Below are 25,739 nucleotides of genomic sequence, written 5' to 3' on the forward strand. Positions count from 1 at the left end.
CAAGGTCAATTCAGGGAAAATCTCAGGCAATTAAACAACACGGAGGAATCCGTTGCCCGCTTCGATAGGAATCACAAAAAAGAATTTGGACCCTTTTCCCGATTCGGAGGACACCTCTAACCGCGATCCCAATTTATCGACAAAATCCTGGGCAACCGATAGTCCAATTCCTGTTCCGCCATATTCGCGGGTCAGGCTGTTATCGAGCTGATGAAAGCGCCGGAATATGTCTTTATGCATTTCAACCGGAATTCCAATGCCGGTATCGCGCACAAAAAATTCGATGTTATTCTGCTCCAGCAAACGGTAACCAAACTCAATTTCACCCTCGTGTGTAAACTTCACGGCATTGTCGAGCAGGTTCTCCATGATATCCCTGATTTTATTGCCATCGGAGTAAATGGAAAACTGCGGATTATCGTTACCAGTTGAAATATTCAGTAGCAGATGTTTTCTTCCACGCTGCTCTTTTTCATAAATGAATTGCCGGTGCAGATCAACCATCAGGTTATTAACAGAGAAGAATTGCTTTTTGACTTCAATCTGGCCACTTTCAATCCGGGCCAGTTTAATCATATCGTTTATCAGATGCAGCAGCGTTTGTCCATTTTTGGTAATCAACTGAAGATATTTGTCGCGCTCGGCTTTGGGAACTTCTTCTGCAATCAGCATGTTCGAGAACCCGAGAATAGCATTCATCGGGGTACGTACTTCGTGCGAAATATTCTGCAGGAACGCTGATTTGAGTCGATCGGCTTCTTCTGCCTTTTTTTTGGCTTCTTCCAGTCGTTGTTCGGCCAGCTTCCGCTTGGTAATATCGCGCGAAACAGCCATTACTGCAACGTCAGACAATTTCACCATCCGCATTTCAAACAAACAGGTTCCCCTACCGGGAATCTCTAGTGCATATTCGATAGTTTCAATCGCATCGAATTTGATTACTGTTTGGATGGAGTGAAAAACCTGACGCACCATGCGCTCTGTAAATCCCACTTCAAAAATAGAACTGCCAATAATATCGTCGGGCGCGATATCGATTCCTTCCTCTTCCTTCGCTACGTAGTCAATGTAAGTGCCGTCCTTATCAATAACGAAGAAAATATCAGGGATGGTTTCCAACAATAATTTATACCGATGCCGACTGGCAGACAAATCATCCAATGTTTTTTTCGCTGCCGTCACATCGCTGAACATTCCGATTAACTCTTCGGATTCGAGATGGAGAATGGAGATTTCGTACCACTTCTCCATATGCGGAACATAAATTTCGTACTTGCTTTTCTTCCCGTTCAGGAAAATCGCTTGCCAATCGACTTTGTCCCGAAATATCTTTTGAAAAACAGATGATGCCGGACGGCCCCGAACTTCGCTATTCTTCACACCGAACATTTCCTCAAATGCCGGATTGACCCGCAACATTCGCAACCCCGTTTTCTGCCCCTGTTCATCACGAATATAGGACATGTGCAGTATTCCGTCGGGAATCTGAAGCAGAATACTACCGACTCGCCTTTGCTGCATAACCAGCCGTTCGGTCGTTTCCTCAAATGCTCTGCGGTTGAACGAAAAAATAATGTAGGAGAGGAACCAAACCACCAGGTAAATCAGCAGTGGATTGATATAAGGATTATGATCGGGCCAGAAAACAGACATTATATATCCATGATCTTTCACCCACCATGTATGAAGAAATAGCGTGGTAAACGATATGACGAAATAAATGAGAAATTGTATCTGCCTTTCGGCGAAGATGAGCAGAAAGAACAACCCAAAAATCAGCGCGCTTATCGTAAGTGGAATAGACTGCTCTGGTGGCAGCATGGCATATTCCGAAGAAATAAACAGAAAATAAACCGGGATTGGAAGAAGATGAATGAGACCAACCGCAGCACTTCGCTGACCTTTACTAACAAAATAATAACCGAGAATTGCAATCCCGAAAAGGCTTAACTCTCCCTGATAATTATTACGGGTCGGGAAACTAAATGAATCAAAGATAATCCAGCCGGATGTAAGAATAATGGCGGCGAGATAAAAAAAGAAAAGCGTCCGGATTTTTCTCAGATCTCCATGAGTTGCTGCAGGATATGCTTTTCCAATAAAGTTGAATAATTTTTCAAACATCTAATCCCCAGGGTTAGTTTTGCAATTTTAAGCAATTAAAAATAGTAATTTTTCTTCCTCCTACAATTTCGTCTTTTTTCTGTCTCGCTTCCTCACCGCGTGAATAAAGGGAACAGCTCTAAAGCTGATTTTTATTAGCAAATCTCTACATCTAAATCCATAGATTTGTTGCAAAAGGAATAAAAAATTTTATCCTAAACATATATAATAACGCAAAAATACAGAAAATCATGCCCAAAGGATTCTTTAATATTCCTGAAGTAAAAAATGAGCCGGTAAAGAGCTATGCTCCAGGCACACCGGAACGTAAGGAATTACAGGAAAAAATCAAAGAACTGCGCTCGATGACAGTTAGCCTTCCAATGATTATTGGAGGAAGAGAAGTAACAACCGATAAGAAGATTGAAATGCGCCCGCCGCATGATTTGGGGCACCTGCTGGGACACTATTACCAGGGTGATGCTTCGCATGTAAGTCAGGCAATCGACGCTGCTCTTGAGGCCCGCGAAAAGTGGTCCAAGATGTCATGGCAGCACCGTGCCGCTATCTTCCTGAAAGCAGCCGACTTGCTCTCAGGTCCGTATCGTTCAAAAATCAACGCTGCGACCATGCTGGGACAGTCGAAAAATGCTTTCCAGTCAGAGATTGACGCAGCCTGCGAGTTGGCAGATTTCTACCGCTACGGTGTGAAATGCATGGTTGATATCTACGAAATGCAACCTGAGTCTTCAAAAGGAATATGGAACTACGCGGCTTACCGCCCGCTCGAAGGTTTCGTTTTCGCTTTGACTCCTTTCAACTTCACGTCCATCGCCGGTAACCTTCCGGTTGCTCCGGCACTGATGGGTAATACCGTTGTTTGGAAACCATCGAAAACCGCTGTTTATTCTGCAGCTGTTATCATGGAAGTGTTGCGCGAAGCAGGCGTTCCGGACGGAGTAATCAACCTGGTTCATGTGTCAGGACCGACTGCAGCTGATGTTGTATTCAGTCATCCTGATTTTGCCGGAATTCACTTCACCGGTTCAACCGGAGTCTTCCAGAACATTTGGAAAACCATTGGTGAGAATATTCACAAATACAAAACTTACCCGCGCATCGTTGGTGAAACCGGCGGTAAAGACTTCATCTTCGCCGACAATACAGCCGACATCGATGCATTGGCTACTGCATTTGTTCGCGGTGCTTTCGAATACCAGGGACAAAAATGTTCTGCAGCTTCCCGTATTTACATTCCGAAGAGCATCTGGCCGAAGGCTTGGGCAGCTATCGAAGCTCAGTTGAAAACCGTTAAAATGGGTGGACCGGAAGACTTCACCAACTTTGTTAACGCGGTTATTGACGAATCTTCTTTCGATAAACTGAAAGGTTTTATCGACAACGCTCAAAAAGATGCAGACGCTGAAGTAATCTTCGGAGGAAAATGCGACAAGAGCAAAGGTTACTTTATTGAGCCTACTGTTATTCTGGCTCATAAGCCTGATTACATCACCATGCAGGAAGAACTGTTTGGACCTGTAGTAACAGTTTATGTCTACGAAGACGACAAACTCGACGAAACACTAACCATCCTGGATAATACCTCGATGTACGCGTTGACCGGAGCTGTTTTCTCTCAGAACCGTTACAGCATTGAGAAGATTATGGACCGACTGGAAAATGCAGCCGGCAACTTCTACATCAACGATAAACCGACCGGAGCCGTTGTCGGACAGCAACCATTCGGTGGAGCCCGTGGTTCGGGAACTAACGACAAAGCCGGTTCAGTTTTCAACTTTATTCGTTGGGTATCGATGCGGGCAGTTAAAGAGAACTTTGTTCCGCCGCACAACTACATGTATCCAAACTTCCTTCCCGATAAGGAGTAGGATAGTTAAGCATACTTTCATAGTTCAAGAGGAACCTTTTTGCAGGGTTCCTCTTTTTCTTTTAAAAAGGATTGTTTTAATTTGAATAAAAATCAGAAAGTCAACATGCCGAAAATCCCACGGATATTACTCAGAATTGTAGCCAATAAATATTTGCTGGCTTTTGTAATATTCTTCGTGTGGATGACTTTTCTGGACGATCACAATTTTATTTCGCTGTTTCAAGACCAACAGAAGCTCCATAAGTTAAAAGCCGACAAAGCTTATTATGAGCATAAAATTGAATCGGACCGCAGGAAATTAAAAGAGTTACAGACAGATTCTCAAAACCTTGAAAAGTTTGCCCGCGAGCAATACCTGATGAAAAAGAAAAACGAAGACATCTTCATTATCGAAGAAAAATAATTCGTTTTTTAAACAGGCATAGTTTTTGTTTTTCACGTATTTGCATGGCAGAACCAGACCTGAAAAGGCATGGCTGCGGGCTTTAGGTATTTGATAAATCATGATTAATTTCTAATTTACTTAAGAAGAACAACCGATTATGCAATTCGATTTCTTCAAAATAGAAAGCCAGATTGCTCCGAAACAAGGTCGAATCATTATTTCGGAACCTTTCCTACCGGGAAATTATTTCAACCGGTCGGCAGTTCTTCTTGTGGAGCATTCAACAGAAGGAGCGGTTGGATTCATCCTCAATAAACCGGTCGATTTTCCTGTACATGAGTTCATGAATGAGTTCACCAATTTCGAAACGCAGGTTTTCATTGGCGGGCCAGTAAGCACTAATATGATTTACTTCATCCATACGTTGGGTAATTTGGTTCCCGGAAGTGTAAAGGTAATGGACGACCTCTATTGGGGCGGCGATTTCGATCACCTTAAAACGTTGATATCCTCCGGAGTTGTTAATCCAAATCAAGTTCGCTTTTTCCTCGGATATTCCGGATGGAGCGAAGGACAACTCGAAGCAGAAATTAAGGAGAATTCGTGGCTCGTAGCTGAGACCAACGTAAAAAGTATCATGGGAAGTGACCAGAATTTCTGGCTCGAAAGTGTCAAACAAGTTGGAGGTCGTTACAGCATGTGGCAAAATTTCCCGGAAGATCCGAACTGGAATTAATCAATCATCGATATAACATCAGCCTTTTGCACTGCGAAAGGCTTTTTTATTTTGCGCCATCAGCTGCAGTTTTTTCACGATTTCGAAAGTTTTGGTATTGTAGTATCGCCGGTTTCCAATCCCCATTACCCACTGAATTCCCAAAGCATTGTCAATCAGAAAGACCTCTTCTGCTTTTTCCAGTTCAGCAGTAGTAATCCTGTCATTTTCAACGGTCATAAAACCGGCTTGACGGGCTGCTTCGCTAACCATTTCCGTCAGCACAACCTTGTAGCCTTCACTTTTTTCGGAAGGTACATAAAGAACATTCTCCCGGATGAATCCAAACGACGTGCCAATTCCTTCACAGCAAAATCCGGCGTGGTTCAGCAAAATCATGTTCTGACGGCGCAGCGACTGCGCCTTTGCTGCTGCAATCATCCATAGAAACCGACTTCCGGTTTCGTACGGATTCATCACTGTATCCGATTTTTTCCCTTCGTTAAAGATGTCAATCAGCAAACCGTTTTCGTTCATCGGGAAAAAACCTCGGGGAATTTCTTCTGCCGTCAGCAGTACATCGGTTCCTTTCATTCCGGGAAAAAGATAAATGACTACTCTCCCGGCCAGGTAAAACTTGTTCTTGTTCAGTAAGCGGGAAACATCGCGGCGCAGACGGGCACCTGCCAAATCGAAATCTTCAGGGAGGGCCAGATTCACCGCCCGGGTAGCAGCACACAGATAAGCATAGTTTTGCTCGTGAAACAGGATTTCGTTGTCCTCGGTTCGAAACCAGACTTTGATGCCGGCCTCGAGACGGAACAACTCATTTCCTGCAAACAACTTTTCGTCGGCACGAAAAAATTTGCCGTTATATAGAACAAAACCACCTTTCACTGAATTTTGTATTCTTTTAGAAAGTTAAGGCTTATACACGTCGTCCAGAATGGGTTGAATGGCATCACCCCAAGGCTTGTTAGTTTCCACCCGAATTCGTTGCAATCCGGCTCGCTCAGCAGCTTCCATATCGATATCCGAGTCTCCGATAAACCACGAGTGTTCGCGATCGATCTCATACATTTCAATCGCTTCATCAATCAGCAAAGTCCCGGGTTTGCGGCATTCGCATTCCTGAATATCGGAATGGTGCGGGCAATAAAAGATGTCCGTTAACTGCACTCCTTCGGCTTCAAGCAATTCCCGCATATACCGGTGCACCCGGGCCACATCTTTGTGGGTGTACTCTCCCTTATCGATCCCTCCCTGATTGGTAATCACAATCAACAGGTAACCTGCATCCTGCAATCTCTTCAGGTTGGCACCAACGCCTTCAATTAACTTGAAATTGGCTGTGGTATATATGTAATATGCCGGCGTTTTATCGTTAATCGTTCCATCACGATCGATAAAAACTGCTTGATTGTTTCCCATTTAAAACAGGTTATTGATGAACTCGATAAACAACGAAGGACGAATAATGATGGGCAGTATAAACCCAAATATCGCCCCAAGGAAATGAGCATCGTGACCCACATTATCCACATTCCGCTTGCTCATCTGGTAAGAATAAACCAGGTACAGGACTGCGAAAACAACTCCCGGAATGGGCAGCAATCCGAAGAAGTAGATTTTATTCCAGGGGGCAAAGAAGATGGCAGAAAAAACAACGGCCGAAACCGCTCCTGATGCCCCGACTGCATTATAGTAATAATTGTTCTTTTGCTTAATTAAACCTCCCAGGCTTGAGAAGAGAATCCCTCCAAAATACAGTACCAGATACAGGTAGGTTCCGCGTGAACCGAAATTCAGGTAATAATAATGTTCAACGGCTGTACCGAACGACCAGAGCACAATCATGTTAATGAGCAGGTGTTCCCAGTTCGCATGCAAAAACGCGTGAGTGAAAATCCGGAAATACTCCTTCCGGTGAACAACCTGATAGGCGTTGAATTGCAGACGTCCCATCACATCCTGCTGCGAAAAAGCCAGAATTGAAACCAATGAGGTGATAATGATGATAATAATTGTCATACCTGATTTCTTAATGTAAAATTTTATAAATCAACTCACGAAGCAATTCACCACTGTCGGTCGAGCCTCCGCGGGCACCTTTCGATCGCATATCGTATTCGCGCAATAGCGCAACAGCGTTCACCGAACGTTTGATGTTATAATTCCGGGCCGCATTAACATAGTCGCGGATGAAGTAAGGATTAACCCCGATAGCTCCAGCCGCAGCTTTTTCGTTGGTTTTATTCTCCAAAAAATGATAGGCCAGAATCTTACGAAAGTAAGAATGCAATATCCCGATGACAACCGGAAACGGATGCATCTTTTGGTTGTCGGCAAAGTAATTGACAATGCGATTCGCCTTCAAAACATCACGCTTTCCAATGGCCTTTTGCAACTCAAACGCGTTGTAGTCCTTGCTAATACCGATATTACGTTCTACCTCATCTGGCGTAACACTCATGCCCGGAGGTAACGAAATGATCACCTTCTCCAGCTCACTCACAATCCGCTTCAAATCGTTACCGATGTGGTCGGCAATCAACTGGGCCGCGCGAGGCTCCACCCCGTAGCCTTTTACCCGAAGATATTTTGTGATCCAGGCCGGTATTTTACTTTCGTAGATGGGTTTTGCTTCGAAATAAACTCCATTTTTTTGCAGGGCTTTATAAAGCCGCTTGCGCTTATCTACATTTTTGTATTTATAGCTGATGACCAGCAATGTCGAAGGTTGCGGATGCTCGATATACGGAGCCAAATCTTCTATATTTCTGATATTCTGCGCTTCCCGGACTACCACCACTTGGTGCGAAGCCATCATGGGGAAGCGGCGGGCTGCTGTAATGATGGTATCCACATCGGCGTCCTTCCCGTAAAGGATGGTCTGATTGAAGCCTTTTTCCGCTTCGGTTAATACATTACTGGTTATCTCTTCACTGATTCGATCGATAAAATAGGTTTCCTCCCCTTCTAAAAAATAAACGGGTTGGTAATGCTTGTTTTCTATGTCAGATAAAATGGCATTAAAATCCATAGTTAATCGAATCTCAGATGTTTGACGGATTTTCCGTTATTATTCAACTCGAGTAGTGATTCAATACCGATTTCCAGATGCTCGTCGACATACCTGCGGGTTACTTCCTTGTCGCTGGCTTCGGTTTTCACTCCGGTAGAAATCATGGGTTGATCGGAAACCAGCAACAAAGCTCCGCTAGGAATCTGGTTATAAAAACCTACCGTGAAGATGGTGGCTGTTTCCATGTCGACTGCCATGGCGCGGGTTTTTTGCAGGTAGCGTTTAAAACGCTCATCGTACTCCCAAACCCGTTTGTTGGTGGTAAATACCGTACCGGTCCAATAATCGCGTTTGTGATCACGAATAGTGGATGAAATAGCTCGCTGCAGGCTAAATGCCGGAAGTGCAGGAACTTCAGGTGGCAAATAGTCGTTCGATGTACCATCGCTCCGAATGGCAGCTATCGGCAATATCAAATCGCCCAACTCATTCTTCTTCTTGATTCCTCCACATTTTCCCAGAAAGAGAACACCATGAGGATCAATCGCGCTGAGCAAATCCATTATCAGTGCTGCATTGGGACTGCCGATACCAAAGTTGATGATGGTAATGCCATTGGCACTGGCATTCGGCATCGCTTTGTCCTCACCCACAATGGGCACATTGAATTTCTCTGCAAACATCTCGACATATTTCTGGAAATTTACCAGCAGAATATAATTTCCAAAATCATCTAAACTACGCCCGGTATAACGTGGTAGCCAGTTTTTTACAATTTCTTCTTTTGTCTTCATCTGTCAATTTTATGCAAAATTATCAGCTTTTTCCTTTTCTGACCGCTCATCAATCATAAATTAAACAATTAGTTTTGCCTGAACAGAACAATATGTGATGAACTTAAATTTGCCGAAATACAACCTGCGTATTCGCCTGGCTGACGGAAAAAAGAGTGTCTTTGACCCCTGTCGAAAAAAATGGGTGCCGCTAACGCCGGAAGAGCGGGTCAGGCAATTGTTTATTCGTTACCTAAACGAAGAAAAGCAATATCCTCTCTCGTTAATCGCGGTTGAAATGTCTTTGCGTATTAATCGCAATGCATTCCGCAGCGACATTGTTGTTTTCGGTTCACAGGCAGCACCGCTACTCGCTGTGGAGTGCAAAGCGCCCCAGGTGAAAATTACCCAACAGGCATTCGATCAAATTGCCCGCTACAATATGCAGCTTCAGGTAAAATACCTGGTGGTGACAAACGGAATGGAGCATTACTGCTGTCGTTTTCTGCCCGACACCAACAGCTACGAGTTTTTGCCGGCTATTCCGGATTTCCAATCTCTCTAATCTTCCGGATTGATCAACTGAAAGAGATGCTCATCCTTCCAGCCTCTGGCATCGCGAATCCAATCTTTCCGGGTTCCGGCCAACTCAAATCCGAATTTTTTAAATAACCCGATACTGGCTTCATTGTTCGCATCGATATTGGCGTAAACCGCATGAAGGTTCAAACGGCTGAAGCAATATTCCAAAACAAGTTTCAGTGCTTCAGATGCGTAACCGTTTTGCCGGTCTTCCTTTTCAGCAATCAGAATCCCAATACCCGCACGGGAATGGTGTGGCTCAAAATCGAAAAGATCAATCGAGCCAACAGCTCTTCCTTCTGCGCTTTCGATCATCAGGCGAAGCTGTTTACTCTCGTAAATATCTTTATCTGAGTTCTTGATATAAAGCGCAATTAAATACTTGGAAAACGGCGCCAATGTGTCGCTGACCTCCCATACTTCGCTGTTGTTTTCCCAGCGGTACAGCAACTCAATATCTTCGGGCTCTATCGCCCTCAACGTGATTTTATCACTCTTCAGGTATTGTGTCATACGATTTAGTATTTCCCAGTTTGGATATATTTCGTCGAATTATTTCCAGATCGTTTAAAATCCGGTAATCTTTAGCATACAATGTATTAATTTTTTTCACATCCACGTGGCCTTCCCAATGCCTCGAGGAATCGGCACATGATAACACTCCGGGAAGTAAAACCGGCAGTTCAATATCAGTTTCAGTCTCTTCCGATGAATAACCTACCCAGGTTTTATTTCCCTTCAGCACATTAAATATGTTAGAAAAGTAGAATTTTTTTGAGTGAACAAAAGGCAAAATAAACGGAGACAGGATAAATCCCAGAAGGGAAACTGTCATATCCAACATTCTTTTCCTCCTCCTGTTTTCAGGCAAACTGATGGCATTGATGTCAAACAAGATCAAATCGCCGGCATCGTTAGCCGAATGACTGGCAATGAAAAAACCTCCTTCGGAATTAAATATCCTGAAACGAACCGACTGACTACTTGCCTGAACCATCGAGCGAATTATTTCGCCCGCCGGAACATCTTCGGCACAGTACACAATTTCGTCAACGTGGTTAATGCGGGCAATTTCCTGAAGCTGAGCTAATGTACCAAGCGTGTCGCCGGTTTCATCCTTCTCATCCAACACAACCCCACCCAACCATTGAAAGCGGTTGCCCTGGTGAGCTAAAACCTCTTTCACTTTTTGAATTTGCTCATGTGAGCCCACTGAAACAATGCGGTTACTTTTTCCCTTCCCGACAGGATAATTGAGCCATCCCAGCTTTGCCATAACCAGCCTCGCCGGCAATAATGCAATTAGTCCCCAGCCAGCAGCCAGAATAACGATAGCCCGCGAAAATCGAAACGCTTCCCCCATCAGTGAGTAAGCAACCAGTAAAACCAGTGCGGCCGTGAACCAGCTTCGCAAAATTCCACGAATGCGCCAATGCCGGTTATATGCCCCCGATGCCATGAGGGTGACAACAAACAACAGCACATATATCGGGATAACCGTATGCAATAAATCCCGCGGATAGTAACCCGGCTCATGGGCAATCTGCTCCCAGGCAGGAACGAGCCAGCTAAACCCGGCAAACATCAAGACAGCGTCGACTAAAGGCTTCCACAGCCACTGTAAACTTCTTTTCAGCAAACTAAGAGAAGCCCGGAAAAAGATAGCGAAACGAATCATCAGGCTAAACAGCCAGGCGCCGGAAGTCGCATAATGCTTCCGCACGAAAATGAGCATGGCCTTGTAGAACAACCGCACATAATTGAAACTTCCTTTGCGCGTACTTTCTCCTTTGTAATGGATAATGGTTGTTTCCGGGAAGTAGTAATTCTCGTATCCGGCTTGCTGAATCCGATAGGAAAGATCGATGTCTTCGCCGTACATAAAAAAGGTTTCATCCAGCAAACCAATTTGATCCAGAGTTTCCTTCCGAAGTAACATGAAAGCACCGGCTAGCACATCGATTCGATTGGTTTTATCTTCCGGAAGATGCCCCAAATAATAACGAGCGAAAACAGCAGAGTGTGGGAATAGACGAGTAAAACCGAATATTTTATAAAACGAAGCCTTCGGTGTTGGAAACCCTCTTTTTGATTCCGGCAGAAACTTGCCACTCCCGTCAATCATTCGAACCCCAAGTCCACCGGCTTTGGGATGTTTATCCATAAAAGCGATTACCTTCCGGAAAGTATCTTCCTGCACAATTGTATCGGGATTCAGCAGCAGAACATATTCTCCTTTTGCCTGACGAATAGCCTGGTTATTCGCTTGGGAAAAACCAACGTTCTCATGGTTGACAATTAACTTTATCCAGGGAAAGGAATCCCTCAGCATCGCGTACGAACCATCAGTCGAATTATTATCCACGACAAATACTTCCACATCCAATCCTTCGGCTGCTTTCTGCACCGAAGCCAGACATTGGGATAGGAAGAATCTGACGTTATAATTGACAATAACGACTGATAATTTCATGGATGAACGGTTTATTCGTTTTAGTCAGGTTACTAAAAGTCCGGGAACCGTCGGTTCCTTACTGCCCGAGCGACTGTTCGAACAACTGCCGGTTGATGATGGAACGTCCCAACGTCACCTCATCAATGTATTCCAGTTCATCGCCGATGGACACGCCGCGTGCCAGCATGGAAACTTTAACCCCGGATTCTTTTAATTTCTTAAATATATAGAAGTTCGTGCTATCTCCTTCCATCGTGGTGCTCAGTGCCAAAATTATTTCCTTCACATCGCCTTCTCCGACGCGCTTAATCAACGAATCAATTTCGAGATCAGCCGGCCCGATTCCATCCATCGGCGAAATAATTCCGCCCAACACATGAAATACACCGTGATACTGCTGCGTATTTTCGATGGACATTACATCCCTGATATTCTCGACGACACAGATGGTACCGTGGTCGCGGGATTCGTTACTGCAGATGTTGCAAACCTCGGTATCCGAGATATTCCGGCAAACCTTACAGTGCCGTATTTCATCGCGTAAGCGGGTAATGGAATTACTGAAACGATGCACATCCTCTTTGTCCTGCTTCAACAAATGCAGCACCAGCCGTAATGCAGTTTTTTTACCAATGCCCGGAAGCTTGGCAAATTCTGTTACAGCATTTTCCAATAATTTGGATGGGAAAGTATCCTGGGTCATGTTTCGCGAATTCAGTGTGCCCAAAGGTAAGAAGCATGCCTGAAAAAGAAAAGCGTTTACAGGAAACCCGGAATGGCCTTAATCATCGAGCTGAATGATAATCTGTTCCTGCGTGTCGGAATCCAGTTCTACAAACCGAACAGTTCCCGAACCCAAACGCACCATCACATCCCGATAATTTTCCGGATCGCGCCGGGCAGCTTCCAACGTGTTCCGGTCCAACACACTGATCACCATCTGCCCAACACCAAGTTGCCTTAGTGCCTCGAGAATGGTGATTTGCTGTCCTTCGTTAAGGTTTTTACTTACCTGGAAAAGGTGCATTCCGTTTCGCTGCAGGATTTCGGTATCCGGGAAAGTTATTTTTTCAGGATGTTGTTGTAAAATAATTCGATGATTCAGCGAGCAATCCAATAACGTCTTCGCTTTTCGCCCGTCGGCACTGGCAGCTGTTTTTCGGCCAAAAGCCATATTTATTTTTCCGTTTGCCGGACAATGAGCAAAATGGTGCATGCCTGATTTTTTGGCGTATCGGGCACCGGCATCCGATAACAATTGCTCAATTCTGCGAATAAAATCGTCAGAGTGATTTTTTATATTTCTTCTGTAAAGCGACTTGGACAGCAGCTCCCTTTCATTTTCAAAACCCTCGTAATCTTCACCAATAATGTAACTCAGTTTAACCGGGTAGAGTAATTTATCCTGAAAAACAACTGATTCTATCGCAGCCAGACTATCGCCAACATTTTTGATACCGGCCACTTCAACTCCACTTCCCAAAAATGGAATATCATCATCCAAAATCGAATGTCCGTCAGAAATACATTGGTCGTGGAGGAGGGACGCAAAAATAAAGGATGCCTCCCGGTTCATAACGGTATAAAGTATTTCCTCCTGGATGGCCAGGGCTTCTACGAAATATTCTACCTCCCGGGAAAAGGCATCCCATATGCCATCCAAGTTATGAAATTCGGCGAATTTTCCAAAGTCGGGCCCCACTTCCACTCCTGAAATAAAATCGCGCCCGCCGTTCATCGATAACTCAAGTATCTTTAGAAGGTTCACCGCACCAGCCGGACCACCAATACTTCGATGCCAAATGACAAAACCACCATTTCCGTTAGGAATATATTGCTCAGCTTCTTCTTCCGAGACACCGCAAATTTGATTGATGTAAGGAATGAGCACAGAATCATTGAAAAGCAATGGATTAATATTGCCCGCCGACAGTAAGCCTGCTGCCTGGGTGAAAAGTGATTCATCCTGTCCTTCGTAATACCGCAGACAAATTTGTGGCAAAGCCTCTTTTGCCGATGCACTGGTCCGCAAAGCAAATTTGGCAAATCGGTCCGCCGCTTCTTCGTTGGGGCGTCCTTCTCCACCAATAACCAATCGTCCTTCGACACCTAACTGCCGTGCATTGATCAGGCGCCAGAACGATTCCATCAACTGAAGCGCCAATTCCTCGGTCAGCTCTCCGCTTTCGATATCGTTTTTCAAAAAATCACCGAGTGCAACATCGAGGCGACCGTAATTCCCGGTTCCCGAAAGGAGTGAAAACAGATGGATTAACTGAACGGCTTCGCGGAAAGTAGTCGGCTTTGAGTCGGAAATGGTCTCCAGGGCTGAAGCCATGTGCAGCAATTCCGCTTTGCTTTCTTCATGGATGCATTCGTCACTTAAGTCGCGGGCATAAACTGCATATTGATTAATCACACGAACGAGGATATCCAGCACTCCCAGCATGGAATTTATCATCGCCCGTTTTTTATCATCGGCATCTTCCTGAGCAATAGATTGTAGTTCGGCACGGAGTCCGGGTATTCCTACCTGCACCAGCTTAGCGTAATCGGGATTGATTCCGGAAATGCGATAATAAGGCTCAAAAACACCATGATTTCTGAAACGCCTCATCTTATCGGGAGTGAATTTTTCCTCGGCCTGTCGCTGAGCCGATCTGATTTTAGCAACCGAATTTTCGCCCCGCCAAAAAGCTTCCAGCGTTCGCAGGCGTAGCTCTTGTTTAAAGGTCAACTGCGGATGCTCTAACATTTTTTGCATCCGTGCCTCATCATAAAAGTAGCCCAAATAACCTTCGTAAATGGAAATTCCTATCGGCAATGGTTCTACCCTTCCGACGAACCGATCTTTTTTACCGACAGGTTGCATTGTAGCCGGAAATAATACCTCCAAACAATTCAACTCTCTAACCGAGGGTTCCGCTGTTTGAAATTCCTGGTAAACCCGGGTAAACTTCTCCATTATGCAAATCTTCCTGCGGAGACTTTTCATATCAAACTAGTTTCGTTTACCTGATAAATGTAGCTTTCCGTTTCCAAATTATACCCGTTACGTTATCTGTCTGCTAACGACAACTTCATGCCAATTTAGTTAAAAATACAAGCGATGCTTCACCATTTTTGAAAACGACTGCCAAACAACACGTTAAAATATGTTAATTAATTACATATTGAGAATTTCAATTAAACCTTCGTTTATCATTCTTATCTTACGGAAGTAATCATTAATCTTTCTCAGATGAAAACAAAACTTTTATTTGTTCTGCTAAGTATGTTCATGGGAATCACCATGGTAAATGCACAGCCACGTCGTGGCAATATGTCCGCAGAAGACATCGCTAAACGTCAGACTTCTCAAACTGTAGAAGCGTTGAACCTGAATAAGGCGACCTCAGAAAAGTTATACCAGATAAATCTGAAATATGCTGAAAAAATGAAAGAGGCCTTCGCCGACCGAAGCTCCGACCGCGAAGCCATGCGCGATGAAATGATGTCGATAAGGGACCAAAAGAATAAAGAACTCAAGCAACTTTTTACCAAGGAACAATTCGAAAAATACCAGAAACACCAGCAGGAAATGATGCAGCAACGAAGAGGCATGAGAAGATAAAAGAGACCCCGGCTAACTTCCGGGGTTTTATTTTCCTACTACAAATAGTCAATCTCAATCCCTCACTTCGTATTGTAAGTTCATTCCCAGCTTGCGGTATTTTCGCCGGTAGCGCTCAAACAAAACATACAACAACACTGACGCTGCCAGACCGATAGTCAATGACACGTCCCATGGAATACTGAAGCCTTCGGGAGCAAAGAAAAGATAAGTGGTAATCACTGTCGTCATGAATAGTGCAGGCAACAGAGTTATCTGATACATCTTGTTTTCCTGCATTAGGTAAACCGTTACAGCCCACAAAACTATCGTAGCCAATGTCTGATTCGACCAGGCAAAATAACGCCAGATCACACCGAAATTGATTTGAGTCAATAAAAACCCGACGGCAAAAATGGGGATGCTTACCAACAATCGGTTCCGGATAGGACCTTGCGGGAATTTCAAAAAGTCGGACACAATTAACCGCGCACTACGAAAAGCGGTATCACCAGACGTGATAGGTGCTGCAACTACGCCTAGCAACGCAAGCAGACCACCCACTTTACCCAGCAATGAATTGGAAATTTCATTTACGACAAATGCGGCGTTTTCTTGCTGAGCAATCATTATGTCGTTCAACTTGCCCACACCTCCGAAAAAACTCATGCTAATCGCAGCCCAGATCATGGCAACAACAGCCTCCGAAATCATGGCACCGTAAAACACCCGGCGACCATATTTTTCATTGGTAATACAACGTGCCATCAGAGGAGATTGAGTAGCATGAAAGCCGGAAATGGCTCCGCAGGCAATGGTAATAAACAACATCGGAAAAACCGGGAACTGTTCGGAGGCGTGATGTAGATTCCTGAACGAATCGAACGTCAGTTCCGGTATCGGAATTCCTTTTACCAGAATGGCAACCATCAATCCAACTGCCATAAACAGCAGGGAAAATCCGAAAATGGGATACAGCTTACCAATCAACTTATCGATGGGCAACATAGTGGCTGCCAGATAGTATACAAACACGAGGGTTACCCAAAACGCAACACCTCCAAAGCCGGAAGTCATGTCGCTCAGAATTTTGGCCGGTCCCATAATGAAAACCGCTCCGACAATCACCATCAGGAAAACAGTGAAAGCCCGCATAAACTGCTTCATGCCGTTCCCAAGGTAAATACCGGCTATTTCGGAAATACTCAAACCATTATGGCGAATGGACAGCATTCCCGAGAAATAGTCGTGCACAGCTCCACCGAAAACAGCTCCCAACACAATCCACAGAAAGGCCACAGGTCCCCACATAGCACCTGCAACAGCACCGAAAATAGGTCCCAGTCCAGCGATATTCAGAAACTGAATCAGGAAAATTTTCCACCAGGGAAGCGGAAGATAGTCTACACCATCGTTCATTGTTACGGCCGGTGTTTTCCTTCCGGGATCGGCTCCCGCCATTCGCTCCACAAAGCGACCGTAAAAATGGTATCCTAACAGAAGAAAGGTCAGTGAGGCAAGAAATGTAATCATTGGTTTGACAGTTGGTTTCTGCAGTGAAAAATGCAAAATATTCTGGTTTTAAAACCAATCAGTGAAGCTATTATTCAACACGCCAACCAACAAGCTTAAAAAGAAAAAAGGCCTGCAGGTAAAACCTTGCAGACCTTCTGTAGCGAGAGCCGGGCTTGAACCGGCGACCTCATGATTATGAATCATGCGCTCTAACCAGCTGAGCTACCTCGCCATTTTTTCGCGATTGCGGGTGCAAATATAATATGTTTCCGTCACCTGTCAACAGCTTTGCTCAAATTTTTGGAGTTTTTTTCAGCCTTCTCATAATGCTCATGCTTGCCAAACTGGAATAATTTACTATTTTGCAGTAAAATGTTAACCCTCTTTTTAACTTAACTTACGTTCAATAAAACCGCGATGAAGAAACTTCAGCTCGAATATAATTTCAAATCATCTCCTTCCGTATTATTTAGCCGATTAAGTACCGCCTCCGGATTATCAGAATGGTTTGCCGATAATGTGATTGTTCGGGGAAAGAATTACACATTTATCTGGGACAGCACAGAACAGGAAGCCGAAATGTTAGGGAGCCGTCCAAACGATATGGTGCGTTTTCGCTGGACAGACTGTGATGAAGATTGCTATTTTGAATTCAAAGTGGCCCGAGATGAACTAACCGGTGATGTTTCGTTGGTAATTACTGATTTTGTTGAAGAAGACGAAATTGACGATGCCACGGATCTTTGGGACTCCCAAATCGCAGAGCTGAAACACACCCTCGGCTCCTAATCCCATTTGTTCAAAATCCCAAAAATACATTAGCTTTGTGGAGGTTTGAGATTTGACTTATAACTTTCATGAAGCAACTATATAAATATATGATTAACCGGTTCATTGGACCGTTTTTCATGACTTTTTTCATCACGGTATTCGTCCTTCTGATGCAGTTTTTGTGGAAGTACCTGGACGAATTTGTGGGTAAAGGTTTGGATGGAGATGTTATTGCCGAGTTAATGCTCTATGCCATCTCCAGCCTCATTCCGCTGGCCTTACCTCTCTCCATGCTCCTCGCTTCAATTATGACCTTCGGGGATTTGGGTGAAAACAACGAGTTGCTCGCCATGAAAGCTGCCGGCATTTCGCTGACGCGCATCATGAGGCCGCTGATTTTCCTGAGTGTTTTCGTTAGTGTATTTGCCTTCTATTTCGCTAATGATGTTATGCCGGTTACCAACCGGAAATTCGCGGCTCTACTACTCAGTATTCGTTACCAGAAACCGGAGTTGATAGTAAAAGAGGGAGTTTTCTCAAACGAAGTGGACGGCTACTCCATCAAAGTCGGCAAAAAGTCCAAAAAGTCCGATAAGCTTTACAACATCATGATCTACGATCACACGAAGAACGAGGGAAACGTCTCTGTTACCGTGGCTGATTCCGGGACCATGAAAATGAGTGAGGACAAAAAATACATGGTCCTGACGCTTTTTGCCGGTCAGGCCTACACTGACGTCGAATCCAATCCGCGTAGGCGCAATAATAAAGAATATCCTTTCCGCAACGATAAATTTGACAAAGAAGTTTTGATAACCCCGATAAAAGGGATGGACTTCAAGCGGAAGGATGAAAGCACTGTTGGCAACTTTTACAAAGCCCTTAGTCTAAAGCAACTTTCATCCAGCGCCGATTCCATGGCAAAAGAACTGGACCGACGAAGGACCGATTTTGCCGTCAAGCTAAACTATTTGCCACCGCTTACGCGTGAAGTCGTTTCATATGCCCGCACCGACAGTGCTGCCAAATCCAACCTAAAAATGGATGAATATGTCGATGTCGACAGCATGCTGACTCACATGAACCGGAATGTAAAAATGGATATCATCAACCAGGCACTTCGGAATGCACGTTCAAATAAACGTTCGCTTCAACAGGCAAAAGATGATTTGGAACTTCGAACCAAATGGCTGAACAAATATTGGGTCGAATGGCACCGGAAATTCACGCTTTCGTTGGCATGTCTCATCTTTTTCTTCATTGGAGCACCTTTGGGAGCCATTATCCGAAAAGGTGGACTGGGAATGCCGCTCGTCATTTCCATTGTGTTATTCATCTTCTACTACATTATCTCTATGACCGGGGAGAAAATGTCGCGTGAAGGAGTTGGGCATATCTGGGAAGGAATGTGGTTCTCATCCCTGTTGTTTCTGCCGGCCGGTATTTTCCTAACCTACAAAGCAGCCAACGACTCTGTCATTCTCAATATGGACGCATACGCCGAATTTTTCCGTAAGCTGAATCCGTTCAAAAAGAAGAAAAAGGAGAACGAAGAGGAACAGCCTAAACAAAATGAAAATCCTTTCACTGGCCAATAAAGTACCTTTTCCTAGAAAAGATGGCGGCGCCATCGGCATATTAAATATCCTGGAAGGCTATGTCGACAATGGGCATCAGGTTACCCTGCTGGCCATGAATACGCCCAAACATCATATCCGGGAGAATGAGCTGCCAACTGATCTCACGTCGAAAATCAGGTTCCTGCTGGTTGATGTGAATACCAATATCAAAGTACTTTCCTTACTTGTTAACTGGGCTTTTTCGTTAAAAGCATACATCCTCGAGCGCTTCGTTTCGCCACCTTTTGAAAAACAGTTGATTAAACTTTTACAGGGAGAATCTTTCGATTTTGTGCAATTGGAGGGACTCTATCTCTGCCCGTATATTCCCAGTATCCGCCAAAATTCGGATGCCTGGATAATCCTTCGCGAACACAATGTGGAACACGAAATTTGGGAGCGAACGGCGGAGGTTGAAAAAGGTTTTAAGCGGTTTTACCTGAAAAATATGGCGAAGCGGTTGCGGAAAGCCGAAATTGGTTTTCTGAACCAGTACGACATTCTTTCTACCGTAACCGACAGAGACAAGGAAAAGCTCAATCGGTTAGGCAACCGGCAACCGGCAATCGTTATGCAACCTGGCTTTGCCATCGAAACGAAACCGGCAAGTGAGCTCACAGGTCCTTTGTCAATTGGTTTTCTGGGTGCGCTCGATTGGATTCCCAATCAAATCGGCTTAAAATGGTTTGTGGAAAATTGCTGGCCTCAAATCCATTCGGCACATCCGGATATCCAATTTTTGGTAGCCGGAAGAAATGCTCCCGAAGATCTTGATGAATTCCTGAAAAAGCCTGGAATCGTTTTCTTCGGAGAAATTGAAGATGCGCACGATTTTATCTCCTCCCGAAGCGTTCTCATCGTTCCGCTTCTTTCGGGAAGTGGTGTCCGGGTGAAAATCCTGGAAGGCCTGACATTGGGAAAAGCCATTGTAACCACCAGCATCGGTGCGGAAGGTATCCCGGTACAATCAGGCAAAGAGCTGATTATCGCCGATGCGCCGGAAGCATTTGCGAAAGCTGTAATTCAACTAATCAACAATCCCGATCACATTCAGCAATTGGGGCACGAAGCTTTCCGGTTAGCGTCCGAACATTACCGTTACGACAAAGCCGTCATTCCTTTTCTCCAATTTCTTGAAAAAGAAAAGGAGGTGCATCATGCTTGATGTGGCTGCTTTTGTGTTTTGGCTCTGCTTTTTCATCATCTTTTATTCTTTCGGAGGATACGGACTCTTTCTCTGGATCATGCTGAAATTACGAGGCCTTTTCAAAAAAGAAGTTTCCTCTTCCCAAAGAGGGAAAATAGCTACTGAACCTAACATTTGTCTTTTCGTCACTGCTTATAACGAAAGCGCCCATGTGCGCCAAAAAATCGAAAATTCGTTAGCGCTCGATTATCCGAAGGAGAAACTCCAGTTAATTTGGGTGACCGACGGTTCTACCGATGACACACCGGACATCGCATCCACCTATCCACAGGTTCAGGTATTTCACAAACCCGAACGCCGGGGGAAAGCTCACGCCCTCAACCGGGGAATGGCATTCGTTAAGGCGCCTTTGGTAGTGTTCACGGACAGCAATACGCTTTTGTCGGAAGGAACGCTCCGGGCCATCGTTCGGGAATTCGAGGCCCCCGAAATCGGTTGCGTGGCAGGAGAAAAACGAATTGCCGAAAGTAATTCTTCCGGGCCCGTTGCTTCGGGAGAAGGGCTGTACTGGCGAATTGAATCATGGTTGAAAAAACTTGACAGCCGGTTTTACAGCACCATCGGCGCAGCCGGCGAGATCTTTGCCATCCGGACGGAGCTGTATTCCGAACTGGAAGAAGATACCTTGCTGGATGATTTCATTCTCTCCATGCGAATTGCCATGAAAGGATACAGAATTGCTTACGCAGAAGACGCATGGGCCACAGAATTTGCCTCTTCCAATCCGCGCGAAGAGATGAAACGCAAAGTCAGAATTGCCGCCGGAGCTTTCCAAGCAATGGTCCGACTGTCGAAACTTCTGAATCCATTCAAATACGGGAAGCTCACATTTCAATATGTTTCGCACAAAGTTCTTCGCTGGACTCTGGCGCCGATATCTTTGCCCTTTGTGCTGCTTTCTGGAATATACCTTTCATTTCAGACATCTGTTCCCGGCTTGATCGTTTTTCAGGGAATCACCGCTTTGCAAATGCTTTTTTACCTTATCGCACTGTCTGGCTTTCTGTTGCAACGAAAAAACGTACGGTCGGGCTGGTTCTTCGCTCCCTACTATTTCACGCTGATGAATTACGCTAGTTTTCCCGGTTTTATCAGGTATTCACTGGGTAAGCAGACGGTATTGTGGGAAAAGGCTCAACGTTCAGACTCATTCCACGAAGGATTTTCTTAATTTTGCGCTCGAAAGTATTTCTGGCTTTCGAAAAAATAAAAAAATGACAGACTTTAAACTCAATACCATCGACGAAGCAATACATGATATCCGTAACGGGAAATTCGTGATTGTGGTAGACGATGAGGACCGTGAAAATGAAGGTGACTTTATTGCAGCCGCCGAGAAAATAACCCCCGAAATGGTCAACTTCATGGCCAAAGAAGGGCGAGGACTGATTTGTGCTCCTATCACCGAAGAGCGGTGCAATGAGTTGGAACTGGAGATGATGGTTGGGAAAAATACGTCCCTGCACGAAACTCCCTTTACCGTTTCAGTCGATGCTGTAGGCCCGGGTGTTACAACCGGGATTTCTGCTCACGACCGTGCTGCAACAATTCGCTTGCTGGCTGATCCAAAGGCCCGTCCCGAAGATTTGGGACGCCCCGGACATATCTTCCCGCTGAAAGCGAAAAACCGTGGTGTATTGCGTCGGTCGGGACATACTGAAGCAGCTGTTGATTTGGCACGTATGTCAGGTCTGCAACCTGCCGGAGTACTGGTTGAAATCATGAATGAAGACGGTACCATGGCCCGCCTGCCTCAACTGGTGAAAATCGCAGCTAAATTCGAATTGAAGATCATCAGCATAGCCGATCTGATTGCATATCGCTTACAAACCGAAAGTCTGATCGAGCGGGGCGAAGAAGTACATTTACCGACTTCTTACGGCGATTTCCGACTCATCCCCTTTCGGCAGAAATCGAACGGAGTGGAACATATGGCGTTGATCAAAGGAAAATGGAAACCCGGAGAACCTGTTTTGGTGAGGGTGCATTCTTCTTGCGCTACCGGCGATATTTTTGGTTCGCTTCGTTGCGAATGCGGCGACCAGCTCCACAAATCGATGGAGCTCATCGAAAAGGAAGGTCAGGGAGCGATTGTTTACATCCAGCAGGAAGGCCGCGGCATCGGTTTGATGAACAAAATCAAAGCTTACAAGCTGCAGGAAGAAGGCCTCGATACCGTTGATGCCAACGTTCATTTGGGCTTCGACCCCGACGAACGTGATTACGGCGTAGGCGCGCAAATCATTCGCAGCCTGGGAATCGAAAAAATGAAGCTGATGACCAACAATCCTGTAAAGCGCGTCGGATTGGAAGGATATGGTTTGAAAGTCGTGGGAACAGTCCCGATTGAAGTAAAACCGAATCAGTTCAACGAGTTTTACATGAAGACCAAACGAGACCGCATGGGGCATTCGCTTGAACAATTCAACTACGGTGACCGCACCAAAGAATAATGATATGTAAAAAAGGAGGTTCATCCTCCTTTTTTTATCTTTTGTCAGTTCTTTTGGATTTCAATAAACATATTGTTGAAATTAGCCAAAACAGGGACGAATGGGATACCCAACGTATCTTTTGACAATTGTTTGTCCGATATAATATTTGACAAGGGAAAATATTGGGGTAACTTTATTACCGAGGATTTAGGTTGGTTTAGGTTTAGTTTTGGTTTAGACCTAATTTTTCTGTTTTTAAGGTTTCCCTGAAAATTTTCTTCCATCTTTCAGGGAAACCTTTTTTTGATATAGTGACATGATGTGGGATGATATAGAATACAGCGATAATTTAAAAGAGGGCGAAGACTATTACCTGACGAAAGAAGGTTACCGGGTTATGACAGAAAAATACCTGAGGGAACGAGGTTACTGTTGCGGCAATGGCTGCAGGCATTGTCCTTATTTCCCGAAAGCGCAAAAAGGAAATCGTAACTTACGGGAATAGTTCTATTCCTGTTTCCCCCAAAAGAAACGAAGAAGAAAATAAAACATATAAACTGAAGATTATGCAAGGTAAAGACATCCGTATTGTTTTTATGGGCACACCCGATTTTGCTGTTGAGAGTTTGAAAGCACTCGTGGAAAACGGTTACAACGTGGTTGGCGTTATTACTACGCCCGACAAACCCGCCGGCCGCGGGCAGAAAGTGCATACTTCCGCTGTAAAGCAATACGCCATGTCACAAAATTTACCGGTGCTACAACCCGAAAAACTAAAAGATCCGACTTTCATTGAAAAGCTTACAACCTGGAAGGCAGATTTACAAGTCGTGGTTGCCTTCCGGATGCTTCCCGAAATTGTCTGGAGCATGCCACCGATGGGCACCTTCAACCTGCATGCCTCTCTCCTGCCGCAATACCGCGGAGCGGCCCCGTTGAACTGGGCCGTTATTAACGGGGAGCAAGAAAGCGGCGTTTCCACCTTCTTACTTAAACATGAAATTGACACCGGTAATATTCTTTTTCAGGAAAAAGTTTCTATCGGCCCAGACGAGACTGTGGGCGAATTACATGACAAACTGATGGGTGTTGGTGCAAAATTGGTTTTGACAACCGTTGATGCATTAGCAGAAGGAACTGCCAAAGGCATTTCGCAGGATGTGTTGATTGCTCGCGGTGTCAATGTAAAACCTGCACCCAAAATCTTTAAAGACGATTGTCGGATCGATTGGAAACAACCGGGAGCACAGATTCATAATCTGATTAGAGGACTCAGCCCTTATCCTGCATCGTGGACCGTTTTCCAGGAAAAAGAAGGGAATAAGGAAATTTCTGTCAAAATTTACCGTGCCCACTTCGAGAAAGAAAATCACGACACAACTCCGGGAACGGTAATTTCGCCCAACAAAAAGGAACTAAAGATTGCTTGCCCCGATGGATTTGTCAGTATTTATGAGCTGCAAATGGCGGGTAAAAAACGCATGAACGTGGACGATTTTCTCCGCGGTTTTCAGAATGCGGAACAATTTCAGGCCATTTAATTCAAATAATTAACGCCTGCGGGGCTTCTTTTTCCTCAACCAGATTTGCTGTCCGGGACGCGGTTCGTCACCCTGTTTCATCCTGTTTTTGCGATACAATGATTTCAGGCGAATGCCGTATTGCTGCGATATCTGCCACATGGTTTCACTGTCGCGGGCAATGTGGTAATCATTCCCCCTGGCCGCCCGACCGGGTTTCATTTCAAGATAAACAATCGATGATTCGGCTGGCTCGTGTCCTTTATCGGTATCATTGTATTTGTAGATTTCCCATTCTTTCAAGCCATATTCGGCAGCCAACTCTTCGTACGTATCACCTTTGCGCGCACGAATCGACTTCGTTCCATTTCGCTCAACTACCGATTGACTGTCATCCGACAAATCAATGGAGAAATGGTCGACGCGGTTATCATCGCTGCGGGAGGTTTGTGTATTTCTATCAGATCGCTCATTTCCAGCACTCACGACCGCATCTTTCCCATCGTAGTTTTTATCCAAATCGTAAAGCTGATACTTTTCGATAATGTGAATTAACCGTTCCGGATAACGCGGGTCTGTAGCATAACCGGCTCTCTTCAGTCCTCTCGCCCATCCTTTGTAATCGGTAATTTTGAGCTTGAATAACGAGGCATAACGCACATTGTTTCTCAAGAAAAGCGAGTGATCGCGATAAGATTCCCAGGCCGACTTGTATTTCCGAAAACACTCCCTACGCGAATCGTCATCGTGCCGTACGCTTTTCCCCGTCCATCCATTGTTACATTTTATGCCAAAGTGATTGTTCGCATCACGGGCCAATGACGAGTTGCCGTCCCCGGATTCCAGACATCCCTGTGCCATGGTAATACTCGCCGGGATATGAAACTGGTTCATTTCCGCGATAGCAACCTTGGCAAAACGGTTGATGTATTGTTGCCGGGTCATCCGGTGCGCTTCGTCACCCCGGGCTGTAAAGCCGGCCAATAACATAATAAAAGCGATGAAGAGGGAGCGTATCTGGGGTCTCATATTTTCGATTTTATCCCAAAAATAAAAAAAAAGAGGTTCCTCAGCAGGAGAATGACAGCATTCGCGCAGAAATTGTAAATTTGAACCAAACATGGTATACCAATTACGGAACTCCTGCTTCT

The 25,739-nt window shown here is 44.9% G+C and carries 24 protein-coding genes and 1 tRNA gene; 12 read left to right on the plus strand and 13 right to left on the minus strand.

What is annotated here, in order from left to right:
- Positions 1-30: 30 nt before the first annotated feature.
- Entirely contained in the window at positions 31-2,124 is a 2,094-nt protein-coding gene (locus CLV93_RS01480) for a PAS domain-containing sensor histidine kinase (protein WP_106540398.1), read from the minus strand.
- A 230-nt stretch (positions 2,125-2,354) separates the two neighbouring features.
- Between CLV93_RS01480 and pruA the strand changes: the two genes are divergently transcribed.
- The 3 genes from pruA (at position 2,355) to CLV93_RS01495 (ending at position 5,115) form a co-directional block, all read left to right on the plus strand.
- Positions 2,355-3,992, plus strand: a complete 1,638-nt coding sequence (pruA, locus tag CLV93_RS01485; RefSeq protein ID WP_106540399.1) for an L-glutamate gamma-semialdehyde dehydrogenase — start codon at positions 2,355-2,357, stop codon at positions 3,990-3,992.
- A 105-nt stretch (positions 3,993-4,097) separates the two neighbouring features.
- Complete coding sequence (locus tag CLV93_RS01490; RefSeq protein WP_211297715.1) at positions 4,098-4,397, plus strand: FtsB family cell division protein; 300 nt, start codon at positions 4,098-4,100, stop codon at positions 4,395-4,397.
- Positions 4,398-4,536: 139 nt separating this feature from the next.
- Positions 4,537-5,115 (plus strand): YqgE/AlgH family protein, encoded by a 579-nt coding sequence (locus CLV93_RS01495; protein WP_106540400.1) that lies wholly within the window; start codon positions 4,537-4,539, stop codon positions 5,113-5,115.
- Positions 5,116-5,133: 18 nt separating this feature from the next.
- Here the strand turns inward: CLV93_RS01495 and CLV93_RS01500 are convergent, their stop codons facing one another.
- The 5 genes from CLV93_RS01500 to CLV93_RS01520 are packed head-to-tail and all read right to left on the minus strand — an operon-like array spanning position 5,134 to position 8,913.
- Positions 5,134-5,991, minus strand: a complete 858-nt coding sequence (locus CLV93_RS01500; RefSeq protein WP_170108837.1) for an aminotransferase class IV — start codon at positions 5,989-5,991, stop codon at positions 5,134-5,136.
- Between the two features lie 24 nt (positions 5,992-6,015).
- Positions 6,016-6,525, minus strand: a complete 510-nt coding sequence (locus CLV93_RS01505; protein WP_106540402.1) for a D-glycero-alpha-D-manno-heptose-1,7-bisphosphate 7-phosphatase — start codon at positions 6,523-6,525, stop codon at positions 6,016-6,018.
- On the minus strand, positions 6,526-7,125 hold the full coding sequence (locus CLV93_RS01510) for a rhomboid family intramembrane serine protease (protein WP_106540403.1): 600 nt from the start codon (positions 7,123-7,125) through the stop codon (positions 6,526-6,528).
- A gap of 10 nt (positions 7,126-7,135) precedes the next feature.
- Complete coding sequence (gene holA / locus CLV93_RS01515; RefSeq protein WP_106540404.1) at positions 7,136-8,137, minus strand: DNA polymerase III subunit delta; 1,002 nt, start codon at positions 8,135-8,137, stop codon at positions 7,136-7,138.
- 2 nt (positions 8,138-8,139) lie between these two features.
- The gene (locus CLV93_RS01520; protein ID WP_106540405.1) at positions 8,140-8,913 is read right to left on the minus strand and encodes an AMP nucleosidase; all 774 of its coding nucleotides are present in this window, start codon (positions 8,911-8,913) and stop codon (positions 8,140-8,142) included.
- A 97-nt stretch (positions 8,914-9,010) separates the two neighbouring features.
- Between CLV93_RS01520 and CLV93_RS01525 the strand changes: the two genes are divergently transcribed.
- Complete coding sequence (locus CLV93_RS01525; RefSeq protein WP_211297716.1) at positions 9,011-9,457, plus strand: type I restriction enzyme HsdR N-terminal domain-containing protein; 447 nt, start codon at positions 9,011-9,013, stop codon at positions 9,455-9,457.
- Here CLV93_RS01525 and CLV93_RS01530 read toward each other — a convergent pair.
- The 4 genes from CLV93_RS01530 to CLV93_RS01545 all read right to left on the minus strand — a co-directional run bounded on the left by CLV93_RS01530 (position 9,454) and on the right by CLV93_RS01545 (position 14,924).
- A complete protein-coding gene (locus CLV93_RS01530) occupies positions 9,454-9,987 on the minus strand; it encodes a GNAT family N-acetyltransferase (RefSeq protein WP_106540407.1) in 534 nt (177 codons plus the stop codon). The genes CLV93_RS01525 and CLV93_RS01530 overlap by 4 nt on opposite strands.
- Entirely contained in the window at positions 9,965-11,947 is a 1,983-nt protein-coding gene (locus CLV93_RS01535) for a glycosyltransferase (protein WP_106540408.1), read from the minus strand. The genes CLV93_RS01530 and CLV93_RS01535 overlap by 23 nt, the downstream gene beginning before the upstream one ends.
- 58 nt (positions 11,948-12,005) lie before the next feature.
- Positions 12,006-12,632: a recombination mediator RecR gene (gene recR, locus CLV93_RS01540; RefSeq protein ID WP_106540409.1), complete on the minus strand. Its 627-nt coding sequence runs from the start codon at positions 12,630-12,632 to the stop codon at positions 12,006-12,008.
- A 78-nt stretch (positions 12,633-12,710) separates the two neighbouring features.
- A complete protein-coding gene (locus tag CLV93_RS01545; RefSeq protein WP_106540410.1) occupies positions 12,711-14,924 on the minus strand; it encodes a pyruvate formate lyase family protein in 2,214 nt (737 codons plus the stop codon).
- A gap of 246 nt (positions 14,925-15,170) precedes the next feature.
- Between CLV93_RS01545 and CLV93_RS01550 the strand changes: the two genes are divergently transcribed.
- Complete coding sequence (locus tag CLV93_RS01550; protein WP_146141927.1) at positions 15,171-15,542, plus strand: hypothetical protein; 372 nt, start codon at positions 15,171-15,173, stop codon at positions 15,540-15,542.
- Between the two features lie 54 nt (positions 15,543-15,596).
- Here CLV93_RS01550 and CLV93_RS01555 read toward each other — a convergent pair whose 3' ends face one another.
- On the minus strand, positions 15,597-17,054 hold the full coding sequence (locus tag CLV93_RS01555; RefSeq protein WP_106540412.1) for a carbon starvation CstA family protein: 1,458 nt from the start codon (positions 17,052-17,054) through the stop codon (positions 15,597-15,599).
- A 140-nt stretch (positions 17,055-17,194) separates the two neighbouring features.
- Positions 17,195-17,268, minus strand: a tRNA-Met gene (locus tag CLV93_RS01560).
- Positions 17,269-17,453: 185 nt separating this feature from the next.
- On the opposite strand from CLV93_RS01560, the gene CLV93_RS01565 reads away from it, so the two are divergent.
- From CLV93_RS01565 to fmt, 7 genes are all read left to right on the plus strand, one after another.
- Positions 17,454-17,825, plus strand: a complete 372-nt coding sequence (locus CLV93_RS01565) for an START-like domain-containing protein (RefSeq protein WP_106540413.1) — start codon at positions 17,454-17,456, stop codon at positions 17,823-17,825.
- Between the two features lie 68 nt (positions 17,826-17,893).
- Complete coding sequence (locus CLV93_RS01570; protein WP_106540414.1) at positions 17,894-19,405, plus strand: LptF/LptG family permease; 1,512 nt, start codon at positions 17,894-17,896, stop codon at positions 19,403-19,405.
- Positions 19,380-20,591, plus strand: a complete 1,212-nt coding sequence (locus tag CLV93_RS01575) for a glycosyltransferase family 4 protein (RefSeq protein WP_106540415.1) — start codon at positions 19,380-19,382, stop codon at positions 20,589-20,591. The genes CLV93_RS01570 and CLV93_RS01575 overlap by 26 nt, the downstream gene beginning before the upstream one ends.
- A complete protein-coding gene (locus CLV93_RS01580; RefSeq protein WP_106540416.1) occupies positions 20,584-21,804 on the plus strand; it encodes a glycosyltransferase family 2 protein in 1,221 nt (406 codons plus the stop codon). The genes CLV93_RS01575 and CLV93_RS01580 overlap by 8 nt, the downstream gene beginning before the upstream one ends.
- Before the next feature lie 43 nt (positions 21,805-21,847).
- Positions 21,848-23,086, plus strand: a complete 1,239-nt coding sequence (locus tag CLV93_RS01585) for a bifunctional 3,4-dihydroxy-2-butanone-4-phosphate synthase/GTP cyclohydrolase II (protein ID WP_106540417.1) — start codon at positions 21,848-21,850, stop codon at positions 23,084-23,086.
- A gap of 298 nt (positions 23,087-23,384) precedes the next feature.
- The gene (locus tag CLV93_RS01595; RefSeq protein WP_211297717.1) at positions 23,385-23,573 is read left to right on the plus strand and encodes a C1orf53 family protein; all 189 of its coding nucleotides are present in this window, start codon (positions 23,385-23,387) and stop codon (positions 23,571-23,573) included.
- A 61-nt stretch (positions 23,574-23,634) separates the two neighbouring features.
- Entirely contained in the window at positions 23,635-24,609 is a 975-nt protein-coding gene (fmt, locus tag CLV93_RS01600) for a methionyl-tRNA formyltransferase (protein WP_106540420.1), read from the plus strand.
- Positions 24,610-24,618: 9 nt separating this feature from the next.
- On the opposite strand, the gene CLV93_RS01605 is transcribed toward fmt, so the two are convergent.
- Positions 24,619-25,617, minus strand: a complete 999-nt coding sequence (locus CLV93_RS01605; protein WP_246187175.1) for a glucosaminidase domain-containing protein — start codon at positions 25,615-25,617, stop codon at positions 24,619-24,621.
- Positions 25,618-25,739 lie beyond the last annotated feature (122 nt).

It is taken from the genome of Prolixibacter denitrificans (genome assembly GCF_003014495.1).
In the GTDB taxonomy this organism is placed as follows: Bacteria; Bacteroidota; Bacteroidia; order Bacteroidales; family Prolixibacteraceae; genus Prolixibacter; species Prolixibacter denitrificans.

Excerpts from the sequence above, each read along its gene's own strand:
- CLV93_RS01585 (WP_106540417.1), top strand. The coding sequence starts at position 21,848 with ATGACAGACTTTAAACTCAATACCATCGACGAAGCAATACATGATATC.
- CLV93_RS01520 (WP_106540405.1), bottom strand. The coding sequence starts at position 8,913 with ATGAAGACAAAAGAAGAAATTGTAAAAAACTGGCTACCACGTTATACC.
- CLV93_RS01480 (WP_106540398.1), bottom strand. The coding sequence starts at position 2,124 with ATGTTTGAAAAATTATTCAACTTTATTGGAAAAGCATATCCTGCAGCA.
- recR (WP_106540409.1), bottom strand. The coding sequence starts at position 12,632 with ATGACCCAGGATACTTTCCCATCCAAATTATTGGAAAATGCTGTAACA.
- CLV93_RS01570 (WP_106540414.1), top strand. The coding sequence starts at position 17,894 with ATGAAGCAACTATATAAATATATGATTAACCGGTTCATTGGACCGTTT.
- holA (WP_106540404.1), bottom strand. The coding sequence starts at position 8,137 with ATGGATTTTAATGCCATTTTATCTGACATAGAAAACAAGCATTACCAA.
- CLV93_RS01550 (WP_146141927.1), top strand. The coding sequence starts at position 15,171 with ATGAAAACAAAACTTTTATTTGTTCTGCTAAGTATGTTCATGGGAATC.
- fmt (WP_106540420.1), top strand. The coding sequence starts at position 23,635 with ATGCAAGGTAAAGACATCCGTATTGTTTTTATGGGCACACCCGATTTT.
- CLV93_RS01575 (WP_106540415.1), top strand. The coding sequence starts at position 19,380 with ATGAAAATCCTTTCACTGGCCAATAAAGTACCTTTTCCTAGAAAAGAT.
- CLV93_RS01565 (WP_106540413.1), top strand. The coding sequence starts at position 17,454 with ATGAAGAAACTTCAGCTCGAATATAATTTCAAATCATCTCCTTCCGTA.
- CLV93_RS01555 (WP_106540412.1), bottom strand. The coding sequence starts at position 17,054 with ATGATTACATTTCTTGCCTCACTGACCTTTCTTCTGTTAGGATACCAT.
- CLV93_RS01530 (WP_106540407.1), bottom strand. The coding sequence starts at position 9,987 with ATGACACAATACCTGAAGAGTGATAAAATCACGTTGAGGGCGATAGAG.
- CLV93_RS01495 (WP_106540400.1), top strand. The coding sequence starts at position 4,537 with ATGCAATTCGATTTCTTCAAAATAGAAAGCCAGATTGCTCCGAAACAA.
- CLV93_RS01535 (WP_106540408.1), bottom strand. The coding sequence starts at position 11,947 with ATGAAATTATCAGTCGTTATTGTCAATTATAACGTCAGATTCTTCCTA.
- CLV93_RS01580 (WP_106540416.1), top strand. The coding sequence starts at position 20,584 with ATGCTTGATGTGGCTGCTTTTGTGTTTTGGCTCTGCTTTTTCATCATC.
- CLV93_RS01525 (WP_211297716.1), top strand. The coding sequence starts at position 9,011 with ATGAACTTAAATTTGCCGAAATACAACCTGCGTATTCGCCTGGCTGAC.
- CLV93_RS01545 (WP_106540410.1), bottom strand. The coding sequence starts at position 14,924 with ATGAAAAGTCTCCGCAGGAAGATTTGCATAATGGAGAAGTTTACCCGG.
- CLV93_RS01505 (WP_106540402.1), bottom strand. The coding sequence starts at position 6,525 with ATGGGAAACAATCAAGCAGTTTTTATCGATCGTGATGGAACGATTAAC.
- CLV93_RS01510 (WP_106540403.1), bottom strand. The coding sequence starts at position 7,125 with ATGACAATTATTATCATCATTATCACCTCATTGGTTTCAATTCTGGCT.
- CLV93_RS01605 (WP_246187175.1), bottom strand. The coding sequence starts at position 25,617 with ATGAGACCCCAGATACGCTCCCTCTTCATCGCTTTTATTATGTTATTG.
- CLV93_RS01595 (WP_211297717.1), top strand. The coding sequence starts at position 23,385 with ATGATGTGGGATGATATAGAATACAGCGATAATTTAAAAGAGGGCGAA.
- CLV93_RS01490 (WP_211297715.1), top strand. The coding sequence starts at position 4,098 with ATGCCGAAAATCCCACGGATATTACTCAGAATTGTAGCCAATAAATAT.
- pruA (WP_106540399.1), top strand. The coding sequence starts at position 2,355 with ATGCCCAAAGGATTCTTTAATATTCCTGAAGTAAAAAATGAGCCGGTA.